This window comes from Myceligenerans halotolerans (assembly GCF_054782975.1).
In genome coordinates this window covers 63,392-85,954 of the sequence record NZ_BAAGRL010000016.1, presented here as the reverse complement: position 1 = coordinate 85,954, position 22,563 = coordinate 63,392, and the positions used below count along the sequence as shown (strand labels likewise).

At 72.5% G+C, this 22,563-nt stretch carries 20 protein-coding genes; 14 read left to right on the top strand and 6 right to left on the bottom strand.

Annotated elements, in window-relative coordinates; all coding sequences use genetic code 11:
- Window positions 1–59: 59 nt before the first annotated feature.
- The 3 genes from ACYVK5_RS12190 to ACYVK5_RS12180 are packed head-to-tail and all read left to right on the top strand — an operon-like array spanning window position 60 to window position 1,600.
- Window positions 60–257: a hypothetical protein gene (locus ACYVK5_RS12190; RefSeq protein ID WP_460705244.1), complete on the top strand. Its 198-nt coding sequence runs from the start codon at window positions 60–62 to the stop codon at window positions 255–257.
- Window positions 258–764 (top strand): DUF6879 family protein, encoded by a 507-nt coding sequence (locus ACYVK5_RS12185; protein ID WP_460705242.1) that lies wholly within the window; start codon window positions 258–260, stop codon window positions 762–764. It abuts the gene before it with no gap.
- Window positions 734–1,600, top strand: a complete 867-nt coding sequence (locus tag ACYVK5_RS12180) for a helix-turn-helix domain-containing protein (protein ID WP_460705241.1) — start codon at window positions 734–736, stop codon at window positions 1,598–1,600. Before ACYVK5_RS12185 ends, ACYVK5_RS12180 begins: the two co-directional genes overlap by 31 nt.
- Before the next feature lie 181 nt (window positions 1,601–1,781).
- Here ACYVK5_RS12180 and ACYVK5_RS12175 read toward each other — a convergent pair whose 3' ends face one another.
- Together ACYVK5_RS12175 and ACYVK5_RS12170 are read right to left on the bottom strand one after the other, a co-directional pair.
- Complete coding sequence (locus ACYVK5_RS12175; RefSeq protein WP_460705239.1) at window positions 1,782–3,197, bottom strand: alpha/beta fold hydrolase; 1,416 nt, start codon at window positions 3,195–3,197, stop codon at window positions 1,782–1,784.
- Between the two features lie 145 nt (window positions 3,198–3,342).
- Complete coding sequence (locus tag ACYVK5_RS12170) at window positions 3,343–3,987, bottom strand: amino-acid N-acetyltransferase (protein WP_460705302.1); 645 nt, start codon at window positions 3,985–3,987, stop codon at window positions 3,343–3,345.
- 66 nt (window positions 3,988–4,053) lie between these two features.
- Here ACYVK5_RS12170 and ACYVK5_RS12165 point away from each other — a divergent pair, with 66 nt between their 5' ends.
- Complete coding sequence (locus ACYVK5_RS12165; RefSeq protein WP_460705237.1) at window positions 4,054–5,814, top strand: glycerol-3-phosphate dehydrogenase/oxidase; 1,761 nt, start codon at window positions 4,054–4,056, stop codon at window positions 5,812–5,814.
- Between the two features lie 19 nt (window positions 5,815–5,833).
- On the opposite strand, the gene ACYVK5_RS12160 is transcribed toward ACYVK5_RS12165, so the two are convergent.
- Window positions 5,834–6,931: an HhH-GPD family protein gene (locus tag ACYVK5_RS12160; RefSeq protein ID WP_460705235.1), complete on the bottom strand. Its 1,098-nt coding sequence runs from the start codon at window positions 6,929–6,931 to the stop codon at window positions 5,834–5,836.
- Window positions 6,932–7,233: 302 nt separating this feature from the next.
- Between ACYVK5_RS12160 and ACYVK5_RS12155 the strand changes: the two genes are divergently transcribed.
- Window positions 7,234–7,938: a hypothetical protein gene (locus ACYVK5_RS12155; RefSeq protein ID WP_460705233.1), complete on the top strand. Its 705-nt coding sequence runs from the start codon at window positions 7,234–7,236 to the stop codon at window positions 7,936–7,938.
- 278 nt (window positions 7,939–8,216) lie between these two features.
- Here ACYVK5_RS12155 and disA read toward each other — a convergent pair whose 3' ends face one another.
- Both disA and radA read right to left on the bottom strand, forming a co-directional pair.
- The gene (gene disA, locus ACYVK5_RS12150; protein WP_460705231.1) at window positions 8,217–9,299 is read right to left on the bottom strand and encodes a DNA integrity scanning diadenylate cyclase DisA; all 1,083 of its coding nucleotides are present in this window, start codon (window positions 9,297–9,299) and stop codon (window positions 8,217–8,219) included.
- 107 nt (window positions 9,300–9,406) lie between these two features.
- Complete coding sequence (gene radA, locus ACYVK5_RS12145) at window positions 9,407–10,873, bottom strand: DNA repair protein RadA (RefSeq protein WP_460705300.1); 1,467 nt, start codon at window positions 10,871–10,873, stop codon at window positions 9,407–9,409.
- 351 nt (window positions 10,874–11,224) lie between these two features.
- Here radA and ACYVK5_RS12140 point away from each other — a divergent pair, with 351 nt between their 5' ends.
- From ACYVK5_RS12140 to ACYVK5_RS12120, 5 genes are all read left to right on the top strand, one after another.
- Entirely contained in the window at window positions 11,225–11,872 is a 648-nt protein-coding gene (locus tag ACYVK5_RS12140) for a hypothetical protein (protein WP_460705229.1), read from the top strand.
- 125 nt (window positions 11,873–11,997) lie between these two features.
- Window positions 11,998–12,813, top strand: coding sequence for a pyrroline-5-carboxylate reductase (gene proC, locus ACYVK5_RS12135; RefSeq protein WP_460705227.1), 816 nt, complete (start codon window positions 11,998–12,000; stop codon window positions 12,811–12,813).
- Window positions 12,814–13,205: 392 nt separating this feature from the next.
- Complete coding sequence (locus ACYVK5_RS12130; protein WP_460705225.1) at window positions 13,206–14,105, top strand: hypothetical protein; 900 nt, start codon at window positions 13,206–13,208, stop codon at window positions 14,103–14,105.
- Window positions 14,102–14,725, top strand: coding sequence for a hypothetical protein (locus ACYVK5_RS12125; protein ID WP_460705223.1), 624 nt, complete (start codon window positions 14,102–14,104; stop codon window positions 14,723–14,725). Before ACYVK5_RS12130 ends, ACYVK5_RS12125 begins: the two co-directional genes overlap by 4 nt.
- Window positions 14,722–15,354, top strand: coding sequence for a hypothetical protein (locus tag ACYVK5_RS12120; protein ID WP_460705221.1), 633 nt, complete (start codon window positions 14,722–14,724; stop codon window positions 15,352–15,354). The genes ACYVK5_RS12125 and ACYVK5_RS12120 overlap by 4 nt, the downstream gene beginning before the upstream one ends.
- A gap of 189 nt (window positions 15,355–15,543) precedes the next feature.
- On the opposite strand, the gene ACYVK5_RS12115 is transcribed toward ACYVK5_RS12120, so the two are convergent.
- Window positions 15,544–16,914 (bottom strand): hypothetical protein, encoded by a 1,371-nt coding sequence (locus ACYVK5_RS12115; protein WP_460705220.1) that lies wholly within the window; start codon window positions 16,912–16,914, stop codon window positions 15,544–15,546.
- Window positions 16,915–16,983: 69 nt separating this feature from the next.
- On the opposite strand from ACYVK5_RS12115, the gene ACYVK5_RS12110 reads away from it, so the two are divergent.
- The 4 genes from ACYVK5_RS12110 (at window position 16,984) to araA (ending at window position 22,453) form a co-directional block, all read left to right on the top strand.
- A complete protein-coding gene (locus tag ACYVK5_RS12110; RefSeq protein ID WP_460705218.1) occupies window positions 16,984–18,072 on the top strand; it encodes a LacI family DNA-binding transcriptional regulator in 1,089 nt (362 codons plus the stop codon).
- Between the two features lie 329 nt (window positions 18,073–18,401).
- Entirely contained in the window at window positions 18,402–20,060 is a 1,659-nt protein-coding gene (locus ACYVK5_RS12105) for a xylulokinase (protein ID WP_460705216.1), read from the top strand.
- Entirely contained in the window at window positions 20,057–20,791 is a 735-nt protein-coding gene (locus ACYVK5_RS12100; RefSeq protein ID WP_460705214.1) for an L-ribulose-5-phosphate 4-epimerase, read from the top strand. The genes ACYVK5_RS12105 and ACYVK5_RS12100 overlap by 4 nt, the downstream gene beginning before the upstream one ends.
- Window positions 20,792–20,941: 150 nt before the next feature.
- Window positions 20,942–22,453, top strand: a complete 1,512-nt coding sequence (gene araA, locus ACYVK5_RS12095; RefSeq protein WP_460705212.1) for an L-arabinose isomerase — start codon at window positions 20,942–20,944, stop codon at window positions 22,451–22,453.
- Window positions 22,454–22,563 lie beyond the last annotated feature (110 nt).

Below are 22,563 nucleotides of genomic sequence, written 5' to 3'. Positions count from 1 at the left end.
TGGTGATGCGCACCGATAGCCTGACCAGGCCAGAAACACACCGACCATGGAGGAAAACCGTGGACCTGCGTTTCATGTGGAAGGACGAGAAGAGCGGCCTCGAAGGCTGCCCCGCGCTCTACGAGGCCCCCGGCGGCTACGTCGTCCAGGGCGTCAAGCTGGACGACGAAACCCGCGCTCAGCTCCGCCAGCTCGCCGACGACGAGGACGGTGTCTTCGTCCCGGCAAACGTGCTCGACCGGCTCAGGGGTCTCTGAGTGCGGTCTATCGACTGGGACGAGTTCCGGGATCGCATCGCCAAGGCGCACACGGCCCTGCGCCTGGAGCGGCAACCGTCCTACGCCATGGCCTACGAGGAGGAGAGCATCAACGCGTTCCTCGCGGGAGACCCGCAGGACCCGACCACAGTTCCCGAGTTCGCCGAGTACTTCCGGCGCGTCGCCGACCGCACCGCGGCCGGGAACCGGATCGAGCGCGTGAGAGTCCATCAGGACCCGCCCACCGACTACCAGCGGTGGGTGCGATGGCTCGGCCGCTGGAACGAAGAGGCAGGCGAAGTCATGCGCTACACCACGCCGGAGAGGGCTGCTGCCGCAGGGCTCGACGCGGCGGGACCCGACGACTGGTGGCTGCTCGACGACGCGGTGCTGCTGCGCATGGTGTACGCAGAGCCGGGTGTCGCCACTCTCTACCTCGTCGACGACGAGGCGGAGATCGCCAAGGCGAAGGAGTGGTGGCAGCTCGCCCTGCGCGCCGCGTCCTGACGATGACATCACCGCACGACGGCAGTGACCACCTGCTCGCGCTCGGCCGCTACCTGCGGGCCCTGCGCGAGCAGGCCGGCCTCACCGGCGGCCAGCTCGCCCAGGCGCTCGGCTGGAAGCAGCCGCGCGTCAGTCGCCTGGAACTCGCTCGGCAGAACATCTCACCCGCCGACGTCGATGCGTGGGTCGCTGCGACGGGCGGCACCGAGCGCGACCGCACGCTGCTGCTCGGCATGCTCGACCAGGCCCGCGAGGACCAGCACGCCTGGCGCTCACGCTTCCGCCGCGGCCAGGCCTCCGTACAGGCTGGCTACAACACGCTGATGGCACGAACGAGACGCGTACGGGTCTTCACCACCGCAATCATCCCGGGCATGCTCCAGACCCCCGCGTACGCGGCAGCCGTCCTCACCGCCGCGGCCTGGCAGGCAGGCACCCCCACCGACGACGTCGCCGAGGCGGTCGACATGAGGATGCGACGGCAGGCGTACCTCGACGACTCCCGACGCCGGTTCCATTTCCTACTGCACGAACCTGCTCTCCACCCCGGCCTGGCGTCGACCGACGTCATGCGCGAGCAACTCAACCGCCTCACCGAACTCGACCGGCCGAACGTCCGCCTCGCCGTGCTCCCGCTCGGCGTGCCGTTGAACGTGATGCCCCTGCACGGGTTCACGATGCTCGACGACCTCGTCGTCGTCGAGACCCTCTCCCGTGAGCACCGGTACTCAGGCCCCGAGGCGGATGCCTACATGCGCGCCTTCTCCGAGATGTGGTCCGCAGCGCTCACGGGCGACGAAGCGCGGGCGACGCTTCAGCGGGTCACCGAGGAGTAGATCAGGCATCACTCACCAGCATGAAGCCGCCCATGAGCGGGATCGACCCGCCGTCGGGTCAGGAACAAATCACGCCATTGGCACCATATCGGTGTGAGGCACCTCACACCAGCACTCTGGTGGAGGCTCGGGCGGGCGGCGCGTGGCGAAGCGAGTGGCGGGCGGCGCGCGGCAGGGGCGGTCAGCCGCGCGGGCCGCCGCGGGCGTCCAGGCGGTCCAAAAGGGTCGCGAACGTGTTGCCGACGCGGAGGCCGTCGTGCTCGAACTCGTTCGTCACCCAGGCCTCCGTGTTGCCGACGTGGTCGGCCGTGGCCAGCGAGAACCCCGCGTCCACGAACATGTCGTCGTGGTAGACGGCGGCCTCGACCGGGATCTCGTTCGAGGCGAGCCGGTCCAGGTCGTACAGGTCTCCCCAGCCCTCCCACGAGGCCAGGGCGTCGGCCGCGGCGGCGAACGGCCGGAGCGCCGCGATCTCCTCGAACATCCAGGGGTAGATCATCTCGCCCGTCAGCAGCAGCGGGCGCGCGTCTTCCGCGAACGCCTGGTCCGCGTCGCGCACCGACTGCGCCGCCCACGCCGTCGGGCCGGTGTGGGACTGCGCATAGATCGACTCGTGCAGCACCGCGTACAGCGGGCGGTCGACGAAGTCGGTCGCGGCGGCGACGGACGCCAGGAACGTGTCGGTGAGATCGGCGTCTGGCGCGGCCGTTCGGGCGCCGCGTCCGCCTCCGGGGGCGTCCGGCCTGTCCGCCGCGGCGCCGCCCGCGTCCGCACGGCGGTCCACCGCCTTCATGCCCGCCCCGCCACGACCGCCGTCGTCGAGATCGTCGAGCGCCTCGTCGAGGATCCAGTGGACGCGCTCGAAACCCGGGCCCATGCCGAAGTCCATGCCCAGGCTCTGCAGGCGGCGGACGCTGAGCGGGGCGCCGTCGGGGAGCGTGACGTCCCCGGCGCCGAGCCGGTCGGCGACCCGCCCGAGCAGCTCCGCGGCGTGCGGGTACCGCCTGCGGAACCGCGCGTTCTTTCCGGCGACGCGCGGCTGCGTGCGCCCGTACACCTCGCGGGCCGACGCCGTCAGGCTGGGCAGGCCGCCCGTCACCAGGCTCGCGTTCACGCCCTCGGGGGCCAGCGACAGGTAGGTCATCGTGATGAAGCCGCCGTACGACTGGCCGAGCGTCGTCCAGCGCTTGCCCTCGTAGATCGCGTCGCGGATGTACTCGGCGTCCCGGACGATGCTGTCCGCACGGAAGTGCGTGAGGTACTCGGCCTGGGCCCCCGCGTCACCGAGGGCGTTCAGGGCCGCGCCGCGGACCGCCGTCGAACGGCCGGTCCCGCGCTGGTCGAGCAGCACTACGCGGAAGCGTTCCAGCGCCGAGCCGACCCAGCCGTCCGGGCCCGTCGGGCGTGGTCCCTTGCCGCCGGGGCCGCCCTGCAGGAAGACGAGCAGGGGGAGGTCGTCCTGCTGCTTGGTCGGGTCGACGAGCTCGCGGACGAAGACGGTGAGCGAGCGCCCGTCGTCGGGATCCGACCAGTCGAGCGGCACGTCGACGCGCCGATCGGTGACATGGACGCCGGGCAGTGTGTAGCTGAGAGACACGCCCCAAGACTAGAGTGCGGCGCCGCCGCCTCGTCGACCACGAGATCGGCGTCATCAGCACGAGGTTCTGGCGCATCACCCGAGAGGGCCCGGCGTCCGCCTCGTGGCTGCGACTCCGACCTCGTGGTCGAGGGGCAGCTGTCGGTCACAGCTCCAGGAGCATGCGGGAGTTGCCCAGGGTGTTCGGCTTGACGCGGGCCAGGTCGAGGAACTCGGCGACGCCGTCGTCGTGCGAGCGCAGCAGCTCCGTGTAGACGTCGGGGCTCACCGGCGTGCTGTCGATCTCCTCGAAGCCGTGCTTGCGGAAGAACTCCACCTCGAACGTCAGGCAGAAGACCCGGCGCAGGCCGAGATCGCGCGCACGGTCGAGCAGACCCTCCACGAGCTGGTGCCCCACACGCCGCCCGCGCGAGCCGGGATCGACGGCCAGCGTGCGGATCTCGGCCAGGTCCTCCCACATGACGTGCAGCGCCCCGCAGCCGACGACGCCGGCTACCGCGGACGCACCGGTGTGTTCGGGGTCGACGGTGTCTGCCGCCGGGGATGCACCGGTGCGCTTGGGGCCGACGACGGCGGGCGTGGCAGAGCCGGGCACGGACGTGACGGCACCTTCGGGACCGGCCGCGCCGCGACCGCCGTCGTCCACCATGACCTCCGCGACCAGGAACTCCTGGACCGCCTCGTAGTACCCCACCCACTCCTTGGCCAGCAGGATCCGCTTCTGGGCGTACGGCTCCACGAGGGCCCGGATGGCCCGCACGTCGGCAGGCCTGGCGGGCCTGATGTTCACGGTCACGCCGCCCACAGTACGCGTGCCGCTCTTGCGTCCGTCCACGTCCCGTGGTGGGTTGTCGATATGGCATCCACGCGGCTGACCCCAGAGTCCCGAGCCCAGGCCCTGGCCACCCTCGAGGCGAGCACCGACATCGCCACCGAGCTCGACGTGCTGGTCATCGGCGGCGGCGTGACCGGCGCCGGTGTCGCGCTCGACGCCGTGACCCGCGGGCTGTCGACCGCGCTCGTCGAGGCGCAGGACTGGGCGCAGGGCACGTCGAGCCGCAGCAGCAAGCTGGTCCACGGCGGGCTGCGCTACCTGCAGATGCTCGACTTCGAGCTCGTGCACGAGGCCCTCACCGAGCGGGACCTGCTGCTTCGTGAGCTCGCGCCGCACCTGGTCCGGCCCGTGCCGTTCCTCTACCCGCTGGAGCACCGTGTCTGGGAGCGCGCGTACGTCGGGACCGGTATCGCGCTGTACGACATCCTCGCGACGCTCACGCCCGGCCGCAGGCCGATGCCGTTCCACCGTCACCTGACCCGGGCGCAGATGGAGGTGAAGTTCCCGGATCTCGCGCACGACGCCGCGGTCGGCGCCGTGCAGTACTGGGACGCCTCGGTCGACGACGCGCGTCTCGTGACCACACTGGTGCGGACCGCGGCCTCGTACGGCGCGCACGTCGCGAGCCGCACCCAGGTGGTCGGGCTGACGCAGGGCAGCACGGGCGCGGTGAACGGCGCCGTCGTCGTCGACCTGGAGACCGGCCGGGAGATCACGGTCCGTGCCCGCGCGGTGATCAACGCGACCGGCGTGTGGACGGAGGAGACGCAGGATCTCGCCGGCCAGCCGGACAGCCCGGCGGGTGGCCTGCGCGTGCTCGCGTCGAAGGGGATCCACCTGGTGGTGCCGCGCGACCGGATCCGGGGACACGTCGGGCTGATCCTGCAGACCGAGAAGTCGGTGCTGTTCGTCATCCCCTGGTCGCGCTACTGGATCATCGGGACCACGGACACGCCCTGGCGCCTCGACCCCGTGAACCCGGTCGCCACCAGCGCCGACGTCGACTATGTGCTGGAGCACGCCAACTCGGTCCTCGCGCATCCGCTCACGCGCGACGACATCATCGGCACCTACGCGGGCCTGCGGCCGCTGCTGCAGCCCGGCACCAAGGAGGGCACGTCGAGCGCCAAGGTGTCGCGCGAGCACACGGTCGCCTCGCCCACCGCGGGGCTCACCGTGATCGCGGGCGGCAAGCTCACCACCTACCGGGTCATGGCGAAGGACGCCGTCGACTTCGCCATCGGACAGCGGGCGGCGGCGCTGCCCAGCATCACCCACCAGATCCCGCTCACCGGCGCGGTCGGGCTCCGGGCGGTCCAGCGGCAGGCCCGGGCCTGGGCCAAGCGGTTCGGCTGGAACCCGCCGATGGTCGACCACCTGCTGCACCGTTACGGCTCCAACCTGACCGACCTCGTGGAACTGTGCGAGGCGGACCGCAGCCTGGCGCTGCCGCTCGAGCACGCGCCCGCCTACCTGCGAGCCGAGGTGCACCACGCCGTGACGCACGAGGGCGCGCTGCACCTGGAGGACGTGCTCGCGCACCGCACCCGACTGATCTACGAGGTCTCGGACCGCGGCGTCGAGGCCGCCGCCGAGGTCGCGGGCATCGTGGGGCCCATCCTGGGCTGGGACGACGCCGTGACGCAGCGCGAGATCGATGCCTGGCGGAGCCGGATCGACTCCGAGCTGGAGGCGCTGCGCGCCCCGGACGACGAGACGGCGGAGGAAGCGGTGCGGGGCGCGGACCGCATCGCGCCGTGGCAACCACTGCGGACGTCGTAGCTTCGGTGTGGGGGCCGGGTCATCTCGGCAGGCGGAGGCGGCCCCTGGAGTCCTGTTCCGCCAGGCCGTCCTCGATGAGGCCCGCGATGGCGCGGTCCAGCTGGGCCAGGCGGGTGGACGCGTCGGATCGGTCGTGGGCGCGCCGGCCACCGGCGTCGGACGGTGATCCGGGCGTCACGTGACCGGCCGCGGACCGTGATCCGGGCGCCGGGCGACCGTCGTCGGGCAACGAGGCGAGCGCCGCGCGACCGGCGTCGTCGGCGATCGATCCGGCTCCTGGGACCCATGCCTCGACGAGGAGGGACCGGTCGACCGGACCTTCCGCGTCCCGGAGCGTCGCCATGATCCGGCCGCGGCACTGCCGGTCCGTCCCGTGCCATGCCTGGGTACGACGGCGGCCCGCGTGTGCGTCGGGCGGTGAGCCCGCGGCCCTCCAGGCGCAGAGTCCGGCGACCGGGCAGGCGTCGCAGCGCGGGGACCGGGCGGTGCAGACGAGCGCGCCGAGTTCCATGGAGGCCGCGGCCCACCGAGCGGCCTCGGCGTCGCCGGCCGGGGCGATCGCCGTGGCGAGGGCACGCTCGGCCGCCGTGTACGACGGCGCCGGCAGCGCGGTTCCGCCGATCGTGCGGGCCAGTACCCGGCGGACGTTGGTGTCGACGACGACGGCGCGCCGCCCGTACGCGAACGCGAGCACCGCGGCGGCGGTGTACTCGCCGATCCCGGGCAGGGCGCGCAGCTCGTCCTCGGTGCGGGGGACCACGCCGTCGTGCCGCTCGACCACGGCGGCGGCGCACTCCTGCAGCCGGAGGGCGCGGCGCGGGTAGCCCAGCCGGCCCCAGGCGCGCAGTACGTCGGCGGTGTCGGCGCGGGCGAGGTCGGCGGGCTCCGGCCAGCGCTCCATCCACGACCGCCAGGCCGGCTCGACGCGGGCGACCGGGGTCTGCTGCAGCATCACCTCGCTGACCAGGACGCCCCACGGGGTGCGGTCCGGGGCACGCCACGGCAGGTCGCGGGCGGCATGGGTGAACCAGTCGGTGACGGTGGCGCGCAGGACGGCGTGCCCGGCGGCGCCGGCAGGGGAGGAGGTCACGGGGACCCATTCTCTCCCTCCGCGCATGATGCGCCGGCCGCGGAGGACGCCGCCGGCGTCGTCGGGCCAGGGGAGCCGGCGGGCGGTCGGTGTCTCTGCGTGGTCGGGGGTTTTCCGTGTGGTCGGTCAAGTGATTGACCGACCACACGGAAAACCCCCGACCACAGATCGGGGTGGCGGGGTCGGCCGCGGGAGGGGGCCGGACCAGGTCCCTGGTGGCGGAGCGTCCAGCGGGGAGTGCAGGGAGGGCGGCGCGGCTTCCGCAGGGCGGCGACGTAGTTGCCTACTGTTGATCCCGTTGCATCTGGTCGGGACCGTGGGGAGAGTCGGTGCAGGCAAGCGAGTCGGGGACTGCCGGACGGCGTCGGGCCGTGGTGGTCATGGTGATCGTCGCGGTACTGGTGGTGGCCGGGGTCCTGGTGGTCCGTGCGATGTGGCCGCGCGAGGCCGCGCAGATCGTGAGCGACGCCAAGGTGCACCCGCCGGCACCGGCGGACCCGGCGGGCGGCGCTCGGACGTGCGAGGCCGACGACCTCGACGTCCGGCTCGCGGCGGATCGCACCACGGCCGCGGAAGGGCAGCCGGTGGTGTTCACGGTGACGCTGGAGAACACCGGCGCGACGCCGTGCCTCGTCAACGGCGCCGACGCGAACCGCCCCGTGACCGTGTGGGCCGGCGAGACGGGGCGGGACGCCGAGCGGGTGTGGTCGTCCGCGGACTGCGACGACGTGGGCGAGCGCATGTTGCTGCTCGGTTCCGGGTCGGTCGACACCCAGGAGGTCCGGTGGTCGGACGTGCGCTCCGAGCCGGGGTGCGAGCGGGTGCGGAAGGCCATCGAGCCCGGGATCTACAGCGCGCGGGTGACGGTGGAAGACGTCGAGGGCGCGGGCAGTCAGGTGGTGCAGCTCACCAGGCCGGAGCCGCCGAAGCCGAGCCCGTCGCCGTCGCCGTCGCCGTCGTCGTCGGGGGAGCCGTCGGCGACGGCGGAGTCATCGGCGGCGCCGAGCGCGACGCCGTCGGGCGCGGAGGAGTAGGGCGGGGACGATGCGGGCGGGGACGGGCCGGGCGGGGTCGAGCCGGGCGGGGAAGAGCTGAATGGTCGGTACTTCGTTGAATGATCGGCAGATCGAAGTGCCGATCATTCAACGAAGTACCGACCACACCGGGGCTGCCGGTCGGGGGTGCGGGCCGGAGTGCCGACCGCGTCTGGGCCACCGCTCGGGCACGCGGGCACGCGAGCGTGAGACGTCGAGTCACGCGCATGACCACCCGCAGCCCAGCACGATCAGGCCGCGAGAGCGATCCTCACGGGTCAGACGTAGCGTTCCAGGATGCTCGACTCCGCCATCCGCGAGAGGCCCTCCCGGATCGCGCGAGCGCGCTGATCGCCGACGCCGTCGACCGACATGAGGTCGTCGACGCTGGCCGCGAGCAGCTTCTGCAGGCTGCTGAAGTGTGCGACGAGGCGCTCGATCGTGACGTTCGGCAGCCGCGGGACCTTGGACAGGAGACGGTAGCCATGTGGCGCGACGGCGGCGTCGAGCGCGTCGCCCCCGCCCGGCATGTCGAGGACCCGCCCGATCTGCGACAGGTCCAGGAGCTGCTGGAACGACAGCGTGGCGAGGGCCTGCTGCACCTCGTCGAGCGTGCGCCCCTTGCGTCCGAGCACGTAGTCGCGGATGACGAACTCGCGGTCGGAGCCGACATCGCCGATGAGTTCGTCGAGCTGGAGTGCGAGCAGCCGGCCGTCGACGCCGAGCTCGATGACGTAGCCCTTGATCTCGTCGGAGATGCGCCCGACCATCTCGAGGCGCTGCACCACCGAGCAGACGTCGCGCACGGTGACCAGGTCCTCGATCTCCAGGGCCGACAGGGTCCCGGACACCTCGTCGAGGCGGGCGCGATAGCGCTCCAGCGTGGCCAGCGCCTGGTTCGCGCGGCCGAGGATCGTGTCCGAGTCCTCGAGAACATGCCGCTTGCCACCCACGTAGAGGGCGACGATCCGCATCGACTGGCTCACCGAGATGACGGGGAATCCGGTCTGCTTTGAGACGCGCTGGGCGGTGCGGTGCCGGGTGCCGGACTCGGAGGTCTCGATGGTGGGATCCGGCAGGAGCTGGACGGCCGCACGGCGGATGCGGCCGGCGGTGCGGTCGAGGACCACCGCACCGTCCATCTTGGACAGCTCGCGCAGACGGGTCGCCGAGAACTCGACGTCGAGCTCGAAGCCGCCGGAGCACATCTCCTCGACCGACTCGTCGAGGCCGAAAACGATGAGGGCGCCGGTGCGGCCCCGCAGGATGCGTTCGAGCCCGTCACGCAGCTCGGTTCCGGGCGCCACGGCGGCCAGCGTCTCGCGGAGGAGTTCTTCTGCTTCCGTCGGTGTCGTGGCCACGGAGAAATCCTACGTCGTGTGGTCGCCCGGTAGTCGTTTGTTTCAAAGCCGTGACGTGAACGGCTCGTGGGCTACTCCTGGCGATATGGGTGAATTGATTTTTCACCCTACTTGCCGCGTGTGGCCTGCGCCAGGGTCATCGCCTCGCGGATGTGCTGCGCCTCCAGCAGTTCCATCCCCTCGGGTGCGGTCACACCGGTCCCTGCAGGGACGACGGCGCGCCGGTAGCCCAGCCGCGCGACCTCGCCGAGCCGGCGTTCGAGCCCGGTGACCGGCCGGATGTCACCCGCGAGCCCGACCTCACCGACGGCGATCGTGGCGGGTGGCAACGGCTCCTCGGTCCGGGCCGAGACCAGGGCGAGCGCGGCAGCCAGGTCCGCCGCGGGCTCGGTGACCCGCGCGCCACCCACCGTCGAGACGTAGACGTCCTGGTCGGCGACCCGGAGCCCCGCGTGCCGGTGCAGCACGGCAAGGATCATCGCGAGGCGGCTGGAGTCGACGCCGCTGGTGGCGCGGCGCGGGTTGGCCAGAGGGCTCGGGGCCACGAGCGACTGGAGCTCGATGGCGAGCGGGCGGCGCCCCTCGAGCGTCACGGTGACACAACTACCGGGTGCGGCGGCGCCCGTGTGCGAGAGGAACAGGCCGGACGGGTCCGGCAGGCCCTCGATCCCGTGCTCCGACAGGTCGAAGCAGCCGACCTCGTCCGTGGGGCCGTACCGGTTCTTCACCGCCCGCACCATGCGGAGCCGGGAGTGCCGGTCGCCCTCGAACTGGCAGACGACGTCGACCAGGTGCTCCAGCGTGCGCGGGCCCGCGATGGTGCCGTCCTTGGTCACGTGGCCGACCAGGACGACGGGCACGCCGCGCTCCTTGGCGGCGGCGATGAGGGCCGCGGCGACCTCGCGGACCTGGGTGGTCCCGCCCGGAGCGCCGTCGACCTCGGCGGACGCGATCGTCTGCACGCTGTCGACGATGAGCAGGTCCGGTTCGACCGCCTCGACGTGCCCGAGCACCGTGGCGAGATCGGTCTCGGAGGCGAGCAGGAGGCTGGGGGCGAGCGCCCCGATCCGTTCGGCGCGCAGCCGGACCTGGCCGGCGGACTCCTCGCCGGTGACGTACAGGACCGTGCGCGGCTCGCCGTCCCGGGCGGATGACCTGCCGGTGCGCGGGGCCGCGGTCCCGGTGGCGCCCGTCGCGAAATTGCTCGCCACGGCGAGCAGCAACGTGGACTTGCCGACGCCGGGCTCGCCGGCGAGCAGCACCACCGCACCGGGGACGAGGCCGCCACCCAGCACCCTGTCGAGCTCACCGACGCCCGTCGGCGTGGCACGTGCGGCCTCGACGTCGATCTCCGCGATCGGCCGGGCGGCGGACCGCGTCGGTGCGACCGCGGTGGTCCGGGGACCTGCCTGAGCCGGGGCGGAGTCGGTCACCGTGCCCCAGGCCTGGCACTCCCCGCAGCGGCCGACCCACTTCACGGTGGTCCAGCCGCACTCCGTGCACGCGTACGCGGGCTTGGCCCGCTTGGTCGTCGTTGTCGCCACGAGGGGGACGGTACCGGGGGTGACCGACATCGACGACGGGACGCGGCCCGGGGGCTTCGCCGTGTCCAAACCGGCAGCGGAACGCGGGCGCGGCGCGGCCGCCCGGGTGGCTGGCCAGTCGCCACCGGGGTACGGCGGCCGACATCGCCGCCGGCAGCCGCCGGACCGCGCGCCCGCGGGTGAGTGAGCAACGTGCGCTCGCGGGCCGACGTCATCCTCGCTCCGAACCGCGCGCCCGAGGGCGTGCGGCGCACGGGCATTCGTCGCCTGTGGTGGCGTCCTCGCGCCGAACCGCGCGCCTCCGGGCGAGTGTCGGTCATGCCGCATAGGGTTCGTATCGCCGCCGGACACCGGCGGGAAGTCTCACTCAGGGAGAGGATCATGACCCACGGGAGCGGGGGACCGAGCGGGCGGGCGCAGCAGCCGGAAGCCCAGGTCCGCAGGTCCGCGGCGGTGTACCGCCGTCGGCGCATCGTGGTCGGTGCGTGCGCGCTGCTGGTGCTCCTGTCCCTCCTCGCGTTCACGGGCCTTGTCTGGCCGGGGCTCCTGCACGCCGAGGAGCCCGAGCCCGTGCCGACCGTCACCGTCACGGCGTCCCCTCCGACGCCCGCGGTGAAGTCGATGCGGCGGCCCGACGGCGAGACGGCCTTCCAGGAGGCGCTCCCGTCCGCGGTCCTGCAGTTCGCGCTGTCGGACATGGCCGAGACCGACGCCGCCGACGAGTCCGACGCCACGGAGGGCTGGAAGGCGACCTACAGCGACGGCGCGGACCTGCGCGTCGTCGTCACCGCGACCCAGTGGCCCGGTGCCGACGAGGCGACGACCTCCGCGGACGCCCTCACGAAGGCCGCCGGCGAGGCCAAGGAGTCGGGCGACGTGAAGGTGGGCGACGACGTGGTGGGTCAGTACGCACTGACCCCGGTCGACGCCGGGGAGCGCACCATGACCTGGCGCAACGGCACGGCCGTGCTCCAGGCGAAGGGCCCCGCCGAGGTGATCAAGGAGTTCTACCGCGCGTTCCCGCTCTGACTGCGAGGATCGCTCTCGCAGCCCGATCGTGTCGGGCTGTGTGCTGGGGGCCGTGCGCGCGACCCGAGTTCTGACCGTGACGAGTGTTCCTGACCCGTGACGAGCGTTCCTGCGAGGATGTCGGCATGACCGAACGCGTGGCGATCCTGGGTACCGGCAACATGGGCGAGGCGGTCCTCGCGGGGGCGATCGGGGCCGGCTGGTCGCCGGGCGACGTCACCGCCACGGTCCGCGCCTCGGAGCACGGCGCGGCGCGCGGAGCGGCGATCCGTGAGCGCCACGGTGTCGCCACCACCACGGACAACGCCGCGGCGGCCGCCGGTGCGGGCCTCGTGGTCGTCGCCGTCAAACCCAAGGACGTGGCCGCCGTGCTCGACGAGATCGCGCCCGTCCTCGCATCCGGCGCCGTCGTCGTGAGCGTCGCGGCCGGCATCACGACGGCGGCGATGGAAGCGCGCCTGCCCGTCGGCACCCCGGTGGTCCGCACGATGCCGAACACACCGGCGCAGATCGGCGCGGGAATCACCGCCATCGCGCCCGGCGCCGCCGCGGACGACACCCACCTCGCACTCGTCGAGCGCTTTCTTGCCGGGACGGGCGACGTTGTCCGGGTCGCCGAGAAGGACTTGGACGCGGTCACCGCGCTGTCCGGGGGAGGCCCTGCCTACGTGTTCACGGTGATCGACGCGCTGGCCGAGGCGGGCGTGCACGCCGGCCTCAAGCGCGACGTCGCCTCCCGGCTCGCCAGGCAGACGGTGCTCGGCGCCGCCCGGCTGACCGTCGAGACGGGTGAGCACCCGGCGATCCTCCGCGAACGTGTCACCTCACCGGCGGGAACCACCGCCGCCGGCCTCCGAGTCCTCGAGGATCGGGGTGTCCGCGCGGCCTTCCTGGCAGCGGTCGAGGCCGCCCACGTCCGCTCGCTGGAACTCGGCGGCTGAAACCCGCCACCGCCCCCGACCCCCACCCCCACCCCGACCCCCACCGCCCCGCCAACCCCCTCACAGGCCCGAACCGCAACCCTTCACCGCCCACCGGTGTCGAACCGCACGTTGAATCGTGCAAATTCGCGAATTGAACGATTCACCGTGCGGTTCGGCGGGGCCTTCCGGGTTCGAGGTGCGGTTCGGCGGGGCTCTTCGGGTTTGCCGTGCGGTTCGGCGGGGCCTTCCGGGTTCGCCGTGCGGTTCGGCCGTGCCTACGGGTTCTGGCGGCGGTTCGGCAGCGCCCGCCGGGGTCACGCAGCGGTTCGGCGCCGGCCATCCACCTCGGGAGCCACCCGGCGATGGACCCCTGTCAATAAGTCCGTTGTGTCTCGGTACGATCTGGGGTCATGAAGCACGCCCGCAATGCCGCGCCCGGCCTGATAGGGGTGGCCCAGAATCTCTTCGCGTCGCTCGGCCCGACCGGCAAGGTGGTCTCCGGGGCCCTCGCCGCCGTCGTCGCGGCCACGCCGTTCGGCGCGTGGAACGCGGTGGCGAACGACGCGATCCCGCTCGCGGCCGACACACCCGTCGAGGTGGGACCGTACGAGGTGGTGATCGAGAAGGTCGTGTCGATGGACGCCCTCGGTGACGTCCAGCCGCGCGACCCGGCCGACAAGCTGCTCATCGTCGTCGCCGAGTTCACGAACACGTCCGAGGTGCCGGCCCGCGGCCATCAGTTCGCCGACATCGTTCCCGCCCCGGTCGGCGCCGGAGTCGTGGACGACGAGAGCCTGCCCGTGCCCGACGACGTCGAACCGGGTGACCGCCCGCTCCCGGCGCGGTACAACATCGCCGACACCGGGGAGATCGACGTGATCAACCCCGGCATGACGTACCGGGTCGCGCTCGTCTGGAACCAGGACGGGGACATCGCCGCCGAGACCGCGCGCGTCGACCTGGCCGAGCTGATGTGGATCGAGGAGGGCTTCGCCGGCCTCGACGACGAGTACTGGCTCCCGAGGGACGAGGTCACCCACAGCGGCATGTTCGACGTCGAGCCGCCGAAGTCGCAGGCTGACGCCAACGCGGGCGACGCGGACGCGGCCGACGGCGACGCGGCCGATGGTGCCGACGCGGGCGACGGTGACGCCGCCGATGGTGCCGACGCGGGCGACGCCGACGCGGCCGACGCCGCCGATGCGGGCACGGCCGACGCCGACGCCAACGCCACCGCGCCCGACGCCTCCGATCCGAACGCCTCCGCCCTCGACGCCACTGCCCCCGCTTCCACGGAGCCTGACGCATGAGCCGCCGCCGCCGGAGGACCGCCTGGCGCACCATCCTCTTCGCGCCGGTCGCCATCGGAGCGGCGACCTGGTTCGTCACGCAGGTACCCCAGGACACGACCGTCGAGCAGCCGTTCGAGGTCGAGGGCGCCGTGGGAGCGACCCTGCGGCTCGACTACGCGGACCTCACCGTGACCGACATCCGCCTCGCGCAGCGGATCGACGGGGACGGGGGCGCGCAGGCCGGCGGTGTGTTCGTCGTGGTCGACGCCGTCTGGGAGGCGGCCGACCGGACACTCTCCATCGGCGGCGCCGAGCTCGTCGACGCCGAGGGTCGCATCCACGCCGCGACGGACCGATCGGGCTGCGCGACCGCGACGAAGGCGTCTCCGGCCTACGGGCAGCGCATCACGTACTGCTTCGATGTCGTGCCCGACGCGCTCGACGGGGCACAGGTCCGGCTCGGGCGTGGCGCCGACGGCGAGGACGGCGCGTTCCAGCGCCGGGACGCCGTCGCCGTCGTGGATCTTGGCCTGGACCGGGCGAGCTTCGAGGAGACCAGTGCCGACGAGACCCCGCTGTGGATCGACGGGCCGGCTCCCGTCGTCCAGCCGGGCACCGGCGCGGAGGGAGACGCATGACCGCCGTCGTGGACGGGCGCGAGCGAGGATGGTGGCGGCGCAATGCCGTCTGGCTCGTGATCCTACCGCTCGTGATCGCGGCGGCAGCCGCCGCGTGGTCGTTCCGGCTCGTGAACCTGTGGTGGTACACGGAACTGGTCGACCAGGTCGACAGCGTCGGTGCGGGGGAGACGGCCCGTTTCGTCGGGGACTACTACGACCTGGGGTTCGACGATCCTGCGCGCGCGAACACCTGGGTGACCCGCGAGGTGGACGTCCGGGTGCTCGACCTCCGGACGGTCGAGGGCCTGCCCCAGTCGGTGACGGCCGAGATCGACCGCATTCCCGACGGCTCGGCGGCATGGGGCATCGATCTGGAGCTGACCGCCGATCCGGGTACCGACCTGGGATCGTGCCAGGTGATCCTGGTGGCGTCCGACGGGACGCGCTACGGCGAACGCGGCCTCGGTGTCAGTGATCCGCTGGGCCAGGGCAACCCGTGCACGCCGCCGGATGAGCTGGACGCGGTCGCGCCGGAAGCCGGGACGTGGCAGACGTCGACGGTCCTGCTCACCCGCGCCGGCGACATCCCCGACGAGATCTGGCTCTCCTTCGGCAACCCGCACTACGTCACGCTCGACGTGCCGTAGCGCCGCTGCGGGCGCGCCCGTTGACCGGCCACGGCACGCCGTCGTCGGTCGACGAGGCGTCCGTGCCATGCTGCACGCCGGTCACGCGATGACCGGGCCCACGCCGGCCCGGCCTGCCGTCACGTGCGTGCCCGACGCCGATCGCGTGTGCTCGACGCCGTCCGCGTGTGCCCGACGCCGTCCGCGTGCTCACGGCGCCACGAACGTCCCCGGGATCGCACCCTCCTCCTCGGCGTCCTCGTCCAGGTCGCCCGCGACCGTCATACCCCGCCCGACCATGGTGTCCACCGCCGCCGCGATCAGCGCCCCGGCCAGTGCGAGCGAGATCGCCGTCCCGACGGCCTGCTCCCACGGCGAGATGACGAGCAGCCACAGACCCGTGTCCACCGGCCCCGTGATCGCGCGCACCGCCCAGCCCACGGCCACGGGCGCGCGCATCACCACCAGGTAGGCCAGGCAGAAGACGAGCATCGCACCGATGCCGCCCCGCCGGATCATCTTCAGCCCCTGCAGGAGCGCCGAGAAGCGCTCCCTCAGCTCCTGGGTCACCGCGGCGAGCGCTTTGCGCAGCCAGCCCGGCATGGTCATCTGGTCGAGCCAGCGGTGCTCGGTGGACGGCGGCGCCATCAGCCGGCGCCCCAGCACGACCGTCCCGATCGCGAGCCAGGCGAGCGGCGCGACGATCACCACGTCGAGCGACTCGACCACCGTGACGAGGCCCTCCGCCGCGCCCGCCGCCGCTTCCGCGATGACCTCGCCCTGCGTGGTCTCCGTCGCGGCGGTGTACGTCCCGACGGACCAGTGCACGAGCGCCCGGTCCTGCACCGCGAACAACAGTCCCCTGCCGAGGGACTCCAGGTCGTAGGCGGCCTGGATGCTCCAGAACACCTCCACCGCCGCGCCGAGCAGGGTCAGGCCGAGGAAGTGCACCTTGCGGTCGAGCAGGCCGAGCAGCCAGCGCAGCACGATCGCGCCTACGACCACCCCCACCAGCGTCCACCCGGTCCAGAGGCCGAGGCGGCCGGAGAAGTCGATCCCCTCGGCGGTGAACATGGCCGTGCTGAACATTTCGTCGGCGGCGACGTCGTTCAGGTACCGCGCGTGGTCACTGTCCATCGTGCCCTCGATCGCGTACACGGCGAGGAACGGGATGAGCACGGCCAGCGCGACGTCGGCCAAGGGCTGCTCGTGGCGCTCAGGGACGGGCGCCGCGTACGACGACGGCAGGCCGCCGGGCGCGTGCGGTGGCAGCGGTGCGCCGGGCCGGAACGTCCGGTTGCCCGACGGCGCGCCGAACACCGCGGGTGGCGCCTCGGCCTGCCGTGGCCGCGTCAGGTTCCCCAGCGAGGGGTAACAGACCCGGAGCATCGCGATGACCGGCAGGAGAAGTCCGAGCGGCAGCGCCAGCAGCACGACCTGCGCCACAAGGGCGTTCCACTTGCTGACCTCGAGGGCTCCCCAGAACGCCGCGCCTCGGAGCGCGACACCGGCGAACCCGAGGGCGAGCAACGCGGGCCAGTGGGCGCCGATCAGCCTTCCGGCGGTCAGTAGGATCCTCATGGGGCTACATAATGACGCAAACCGGACTCGATGCGCGCATTGCTCCGGAGATCGGTCATGATCGGGTGCGTGACAGTCCAACCATCCGCATCGGACGCCCGCGCTACTGCACCGTCCGCGACCGGATCCGCATCCGGTCGATCCACGCGCCGGCCCGCCATGGCCGACGTCGCCGCCCGCGCCGGCGTCTCCCACCAGACCGTGTCCCGCGTGCTGAACGGCAGCCCACGTGTGGCGCCCGAGACCCGCGAACGCGTGGTGCAGGCGATCCGGGAGCTCGGGTACCGGCGCAACGTCGCGGCACGGGCCCTGGTGACCGCGCGCTCGGCGACGCTCGGGGTGATCACCACCTCCTCGGTGCTCTACGGACCGACCAGCACGCTGATCGCCGTCGAGGAGGCCGCGCGGGAGCAGGGCTGGTTCACGTCGGTGGCCACCATCGGCTCGTACGACGCCGAATCCGTGGACCACGTCCTGGAGCACTTCATGAGCCAGGCCGTCGAGGGGGTCGTGGTCATCGCGCCGCAGGACGACGTCGGCCGTGCCGTCGACGCCTTCGACGCGCCCATCCCGGTGGTCCTCATCGCGGCACGGGAGTCCGCGGTGGAGCGCACGATCCCGCTGGCCGTCGATCAGGGGGTGGGCGCCGGGCTCGCCGTCGGGCACCTGCTGGACCTGGGGCACGAGTCGGTGCTGCACGTGGCCGGTCCGCAGGACTGGTTCGACGCGCGGCAGCGCGTCGCGGGCTGGCACGCTGCCCTCACGGATCGCGGGGCCCCCGTCCCGGAGCTGGTCGTGGCCGACTGGTCCGCCGGCCGCGGGTACGACGTCGGCCGCGGGCTGGCCGAGCGCATCGCGGCCGGAGACGGTCCGACGGCGGTCTTCGCCGCCAACGACCAGCTCGCCCTCGGGCTGGCACGCGCGTTCTGGGAGGCCGGGCTGCGCGTGCCGGAAGACGTCTCGCTCGTCGGGTTCGACGACGTCCAGGGTGCCGACCAGTTCATCCCGCCGCTGACCACGGTGCGCCAGCCGTTCGCCGAGCTGGGCCGGCGCAGCGTGGAACTGCTCTTCGACGCGGTGGCGGGCAAGTCGCCGTCGGGCGCCCTGATCGCCCCGGAGCTCGTCGTCCGTGCGTCGACCGCCCCGCCGAGGCGGTGACCCGTCGGTCGCCCTCCGATCGCTCCGCCGAACTGCACGCTCGTCCTGGTGGTCGGTGCCGAGCCGCAGGTAGGTCCTGGTGGTTGGCGCCGAGCCGCACATTCGTCCTGGTGGTCGGCGGCGAGCCGCAGGTAGGTCCTGGTGGGCGGCGCCGAGCCGCATGTTCGTCCCGGTAGGCGGTGCCGAGCCGCATGGTGAATCGTTCGAACCGCCCGTTGGCACGATTCACCATGCGGTTCGGCAGCTGCGGGCGGCTTCGGACTGCGGTTCGGCCCCCGGTGGCCGACCAGAGTTTCGCCGTCGGGCCGTGTGAGCGTTAACATCTACCCATGGCGCAGGAGCACGATGTGGTGACAGGGCGCCCGGACGCGGTCCGGGACGCGATCGAACAAGGCCGGACCAGCCTCGGGATCGAGCTGGGCTCGACCCGGATCAAGGCAGTACTCGTGGGGCCGGATCATGCCCCGATCGCGAGTGGCGGCCATGACTGGGAGAACCAGCTGGTCGACGGGCACTGGACCTACTCGCTGGACGCGGTGTGGGCGGGGCTGCAGGACTGCTTCGCGGCCCTCGCGGCCGACGTCGAGCAGCGGTACGGCGTGCGGCCGGACACCTTCGGCGCGATCGGCGTCTCGGCGATGATGCACGGCTACCTCGCCTTCGACGGCGACGAGCTGCTCGTCCCGTTCCGCACGTGGCGCGACACCACGACGGAGGCCGCCGCCACCGAACTCACGGACCTGTTCGGATACAACATCCCGCTGCGCTGGTCGGTCGCCCACCACTACCAGGCGATGCTCGACGACGAGCCGCACGTGCCCCGCACCACCTACCTCACCACCCTCGCCGGCTACGTGCACTGGCGCCTGACCGGCCGCCGGGTGCTCGGCGTGGGCGACGCCTCCGGAATGTTCCCCGTCGACCCCGGGACCGGGCAGTACGACGCCGGGATGCTGGCGATGCTCGACGAGCTCGTCGCCGCGCGGACGCCGGCAACGCCGGGCGCGCGCCTGGCCGACCTGCTCCCCGAGATCCTGCCCGCCGGGGCGGACGCCGGCACCCTCACGCCGGAGGGTGCCGCGCTCCTCGACCCGAGCGGAACCCTGCAGCCCGGCGTCCCGCTGTGCCCGCCCGAGGGCGACGCCGGCACCGGCATGGTCGCGACCAACGCCGTCAAGCCGCGCACGGGCAACATCAGCGCGGGCACCAGCATCTTCGCGATGGTGGTCCTGGAGGGCGCGCTGCGGCGGCACCACCCCGAGCTCGACCTCGTCACCACCCCCGCCGGTGACCTCGTCGCGATGGTGCACTGCAACAACGGCGCGAGCGAGCTCGGCGCGTGGGCCGAGGTGTTCCGCGAGCTCTCGGCCGCCGTCGGCGGCCCGTCCGACGCCGACACGGTGTTCGAGGCCCTGTTCCGCGCCGCCCTGGACGGCGAGCCCGACGGCGGCGGACTGCTCGCGTACAACCACCTGTCGGGCGAGCCCGTCGCCGGTCTGCCCGAGGGCCGGCCGATGATCGTCCGCACCCCGGACAGCCGGCTGACCCTAGCGAACCTCATGCGCGCCCAGATCTACGGCGTGTTCGCCACGCTGAGCCTCGGCATGCAGGTCCTCGCGGAGGAGGACGTCGCGATCGACACGATGTTCGGCCACGGCGGCGTCTTCCGGACCGCCGGCGTCGCCCAGCGGATGCTGGCGGCCGCGATCGGCGCCCCGGTCGGCGTCGGACAGGCCGCCGGTGAGGGCGGCGCCTGGGGCATGGCTTTGCTGGGCGCGTACCTGCGCTCCGGCGCGGGCCGGAGCCTCGGCGACTACCTCGCCGCGGACGTGTTCGCCGACGCCGCGGTCGATGTCGTGGCGCCCGACGCCGACGACGCCACCGGGTTCGCCGCCTACCTCGAGCGCTACACGGCCGGGCTCGCCGCCGAGCGCGCCGCCGTCGACGCCCTCAAGCCCCTCAGCACCACCCAGGAGAACGCCGGATGAGCACCGCCGAAGAGTTCAGCAACTACCCGCCCGAGGTGCGCGAGGAGATCGCCCGCACCCGCCGGGTCGTCTCGGACCTGCACGCCGAGCTGCCCCGCAACGGCCTCGTCGTCTGGACGGCGGGCAACGTCTCCCAGCGGGTGCGCATCCCGGCGGAGCTCGGCGGCGCCGCGGACGGCAGCGCGGACCTCCTGGTCATCAAGCCGTCCGGCGTCTCCTACGACGAGCTGGCCCCGGAACTGATGGTGGTCTGCGACCTCGAGGGAAAGATGGTGCACGACGCGCCCCACAAGCCGTCGTCGGACACCGCCGCCCACGCCTACACGTACAAGCACCTGCAGCACGTCGGCGGCGTCGTGCACACGCACTCGACCTACGCGACCGCCTGGGCGGCGCGGGGCGAGGCGGTGCCGTGCGTGCTGACGATGATGGCCGACGAGTTCGGCGGGCCCATCCCCGTCGGGCCGTTCGCGATCATCGGCGACGACTCGATCGGCCGCGGCATCGTCGAGACCCTGCGGGACTCCCGCAGCCCGGCCGTGCTCATGGCGAACCACGGCCCCTTCACCATCGGCAAGGACGCCCGCGCGGCGGTGAAGGCAGCCGTGATGTGCGAGGAGGTCGCCCGTGCGGTGCACGTTTCCCGCCAGCTCGGCGATCCGCTCCCGATCGAGCAGAAGCACGTCGACTCGCTCTACGACCGCTATCAGAACGTCTACGGCCAGAAGTGACCGCTCGGGGCCGAGCGCGGTCGGTCACGGAACGACCGGCCATCTGTGCGGTCGGTAGTTCCGCGAGTGATCGGCAGTTCGAACTGCCGACCACTCACGGAGTGACCGACCACTCGGCCGCCGCCCCGGACTACGAAAGGAACCACGAGAATGACCAAGCCCTACGCCGACCGTGAGGTCTGGTTCTTCACCGGCAGCCAGGACCTCTATGGCGAGGACACCCTGCGTCAGGTCGCCGAGCAGTCGCAGGAGGTCGCCCGCGCGCTCGACGCGTCCGACGACGTGCCCGCGCGCATCGTCTGGAAGCCGGTACTCAAGGACTCGGACGCGATCCGCCGCGCCATGCTGGAGGCGAACTCCGACGACCGGGTGCTCGGCGTGGTGACCTGGATGCACACGTTCAGCCCGGCGAAGATGTGGATCCGCGGGCTGTCCGCGCTGACCAAGCCGCTGCTGCACCTGCACACGCAGGCGAACGTCGAGCTGCCGTGGGACACCATCGACTTCGACTTCATGAACCTCAACCAGGCCGCGCACGGCGACCGCGAGTACGCGTACCTGGCCACGCGGATCGGTGCCCCGCGCACCACCGTGGTGGGGCACGTCTCGAACCCGCGGGTGACGGCGCGCGTGGGCACCTGGGTGCGCGGTGCCGCCGGCGCCGCGGCCGTGCGCGAGCTGAAGCTGGCGCGGTTCGGCGACAACATGCGCAACGTGGCGGTCACCGAGGGTGACAAGACCGAGGCGGAGCTGCGGTTCGGCGTGTCGGTGAACACGTGGGCCGTGAACGACCTGGTCGAGGCCGTCGAGGCTGTGGCCGACGACGCCGTGGACGCGCTGGTGAAGGAGTACGAGGAGCTGTACGACGTCGTGGCGGAGCTGCGCACCGACGGCGCGCGCCACGAGTCGCTCCGCTACGCGGCCCGGCAGGAGATCGCGCTGCGCACCTTCCTGGACGAGGTCGGTGCGAAGGCGTTCACCACGAACTTCGAGGACCTGGGCGCGCTGCGGCAGCTTCCCGGCCTGGCCGTGCAGCGGCTCATGGGCGACGGCATCGGCTTCGGCGCCGAGGGCGACTGGAAGACGGCCGTCCTGGTGCGCGCCGCGAAGGTGATGGGCGAAGGGCTGCCCGGCGGCGCCTCACTCATGGAGGACTACACCTACGACCTCACTCCGGGGTCGGAGCTGATCCTCGGCGCGCACATGCTGGAGATCTGCCCGTCGCTGACGACGGCGACGCCGCGCGTGGAGATCCACCCGCTGGGGATCGGCGGCAAGGAGGACCCGGTGCGGATGGTGTTCAACGCCGACGCCGTGGACGGGGCCGTCGTCGTCTCCCTCGCGGACATGCGGGACCGGTTCCGGCTCACGGCCAACGTGGTGGACACCGTGGTGCCGCCGGCCGACCTGCCGCACCTGCCCGTGGCGCGAGCGGTGTGGCAGCCGCGGCCGTCGTTCGACGTGTCGGCCGAGGCGTGGCTGACCGCCGGCGGGGCGCACCACACCGTGATGTCCACGGCGGCCGGGATCGAGGCGTTCGAGGTGTTCGCCTCGATCACGGACACCGAACTGCTCGTGATCGACGAGTCGACGACCCGTCGCGGCTTCGCTGACCAGGTGCGATTCAACCAGGCGTACTACCGGCTCGCCCGAGGGCTGTGACGGATCCCGTCGTTACTGGAACGTGACGGATTCTTCTTCCATCACGGACCATGTGAGCGTTAACATTGGCGCAGTGCGGGCGCAATGCCCGCGAGTGCACTACCCCCGGT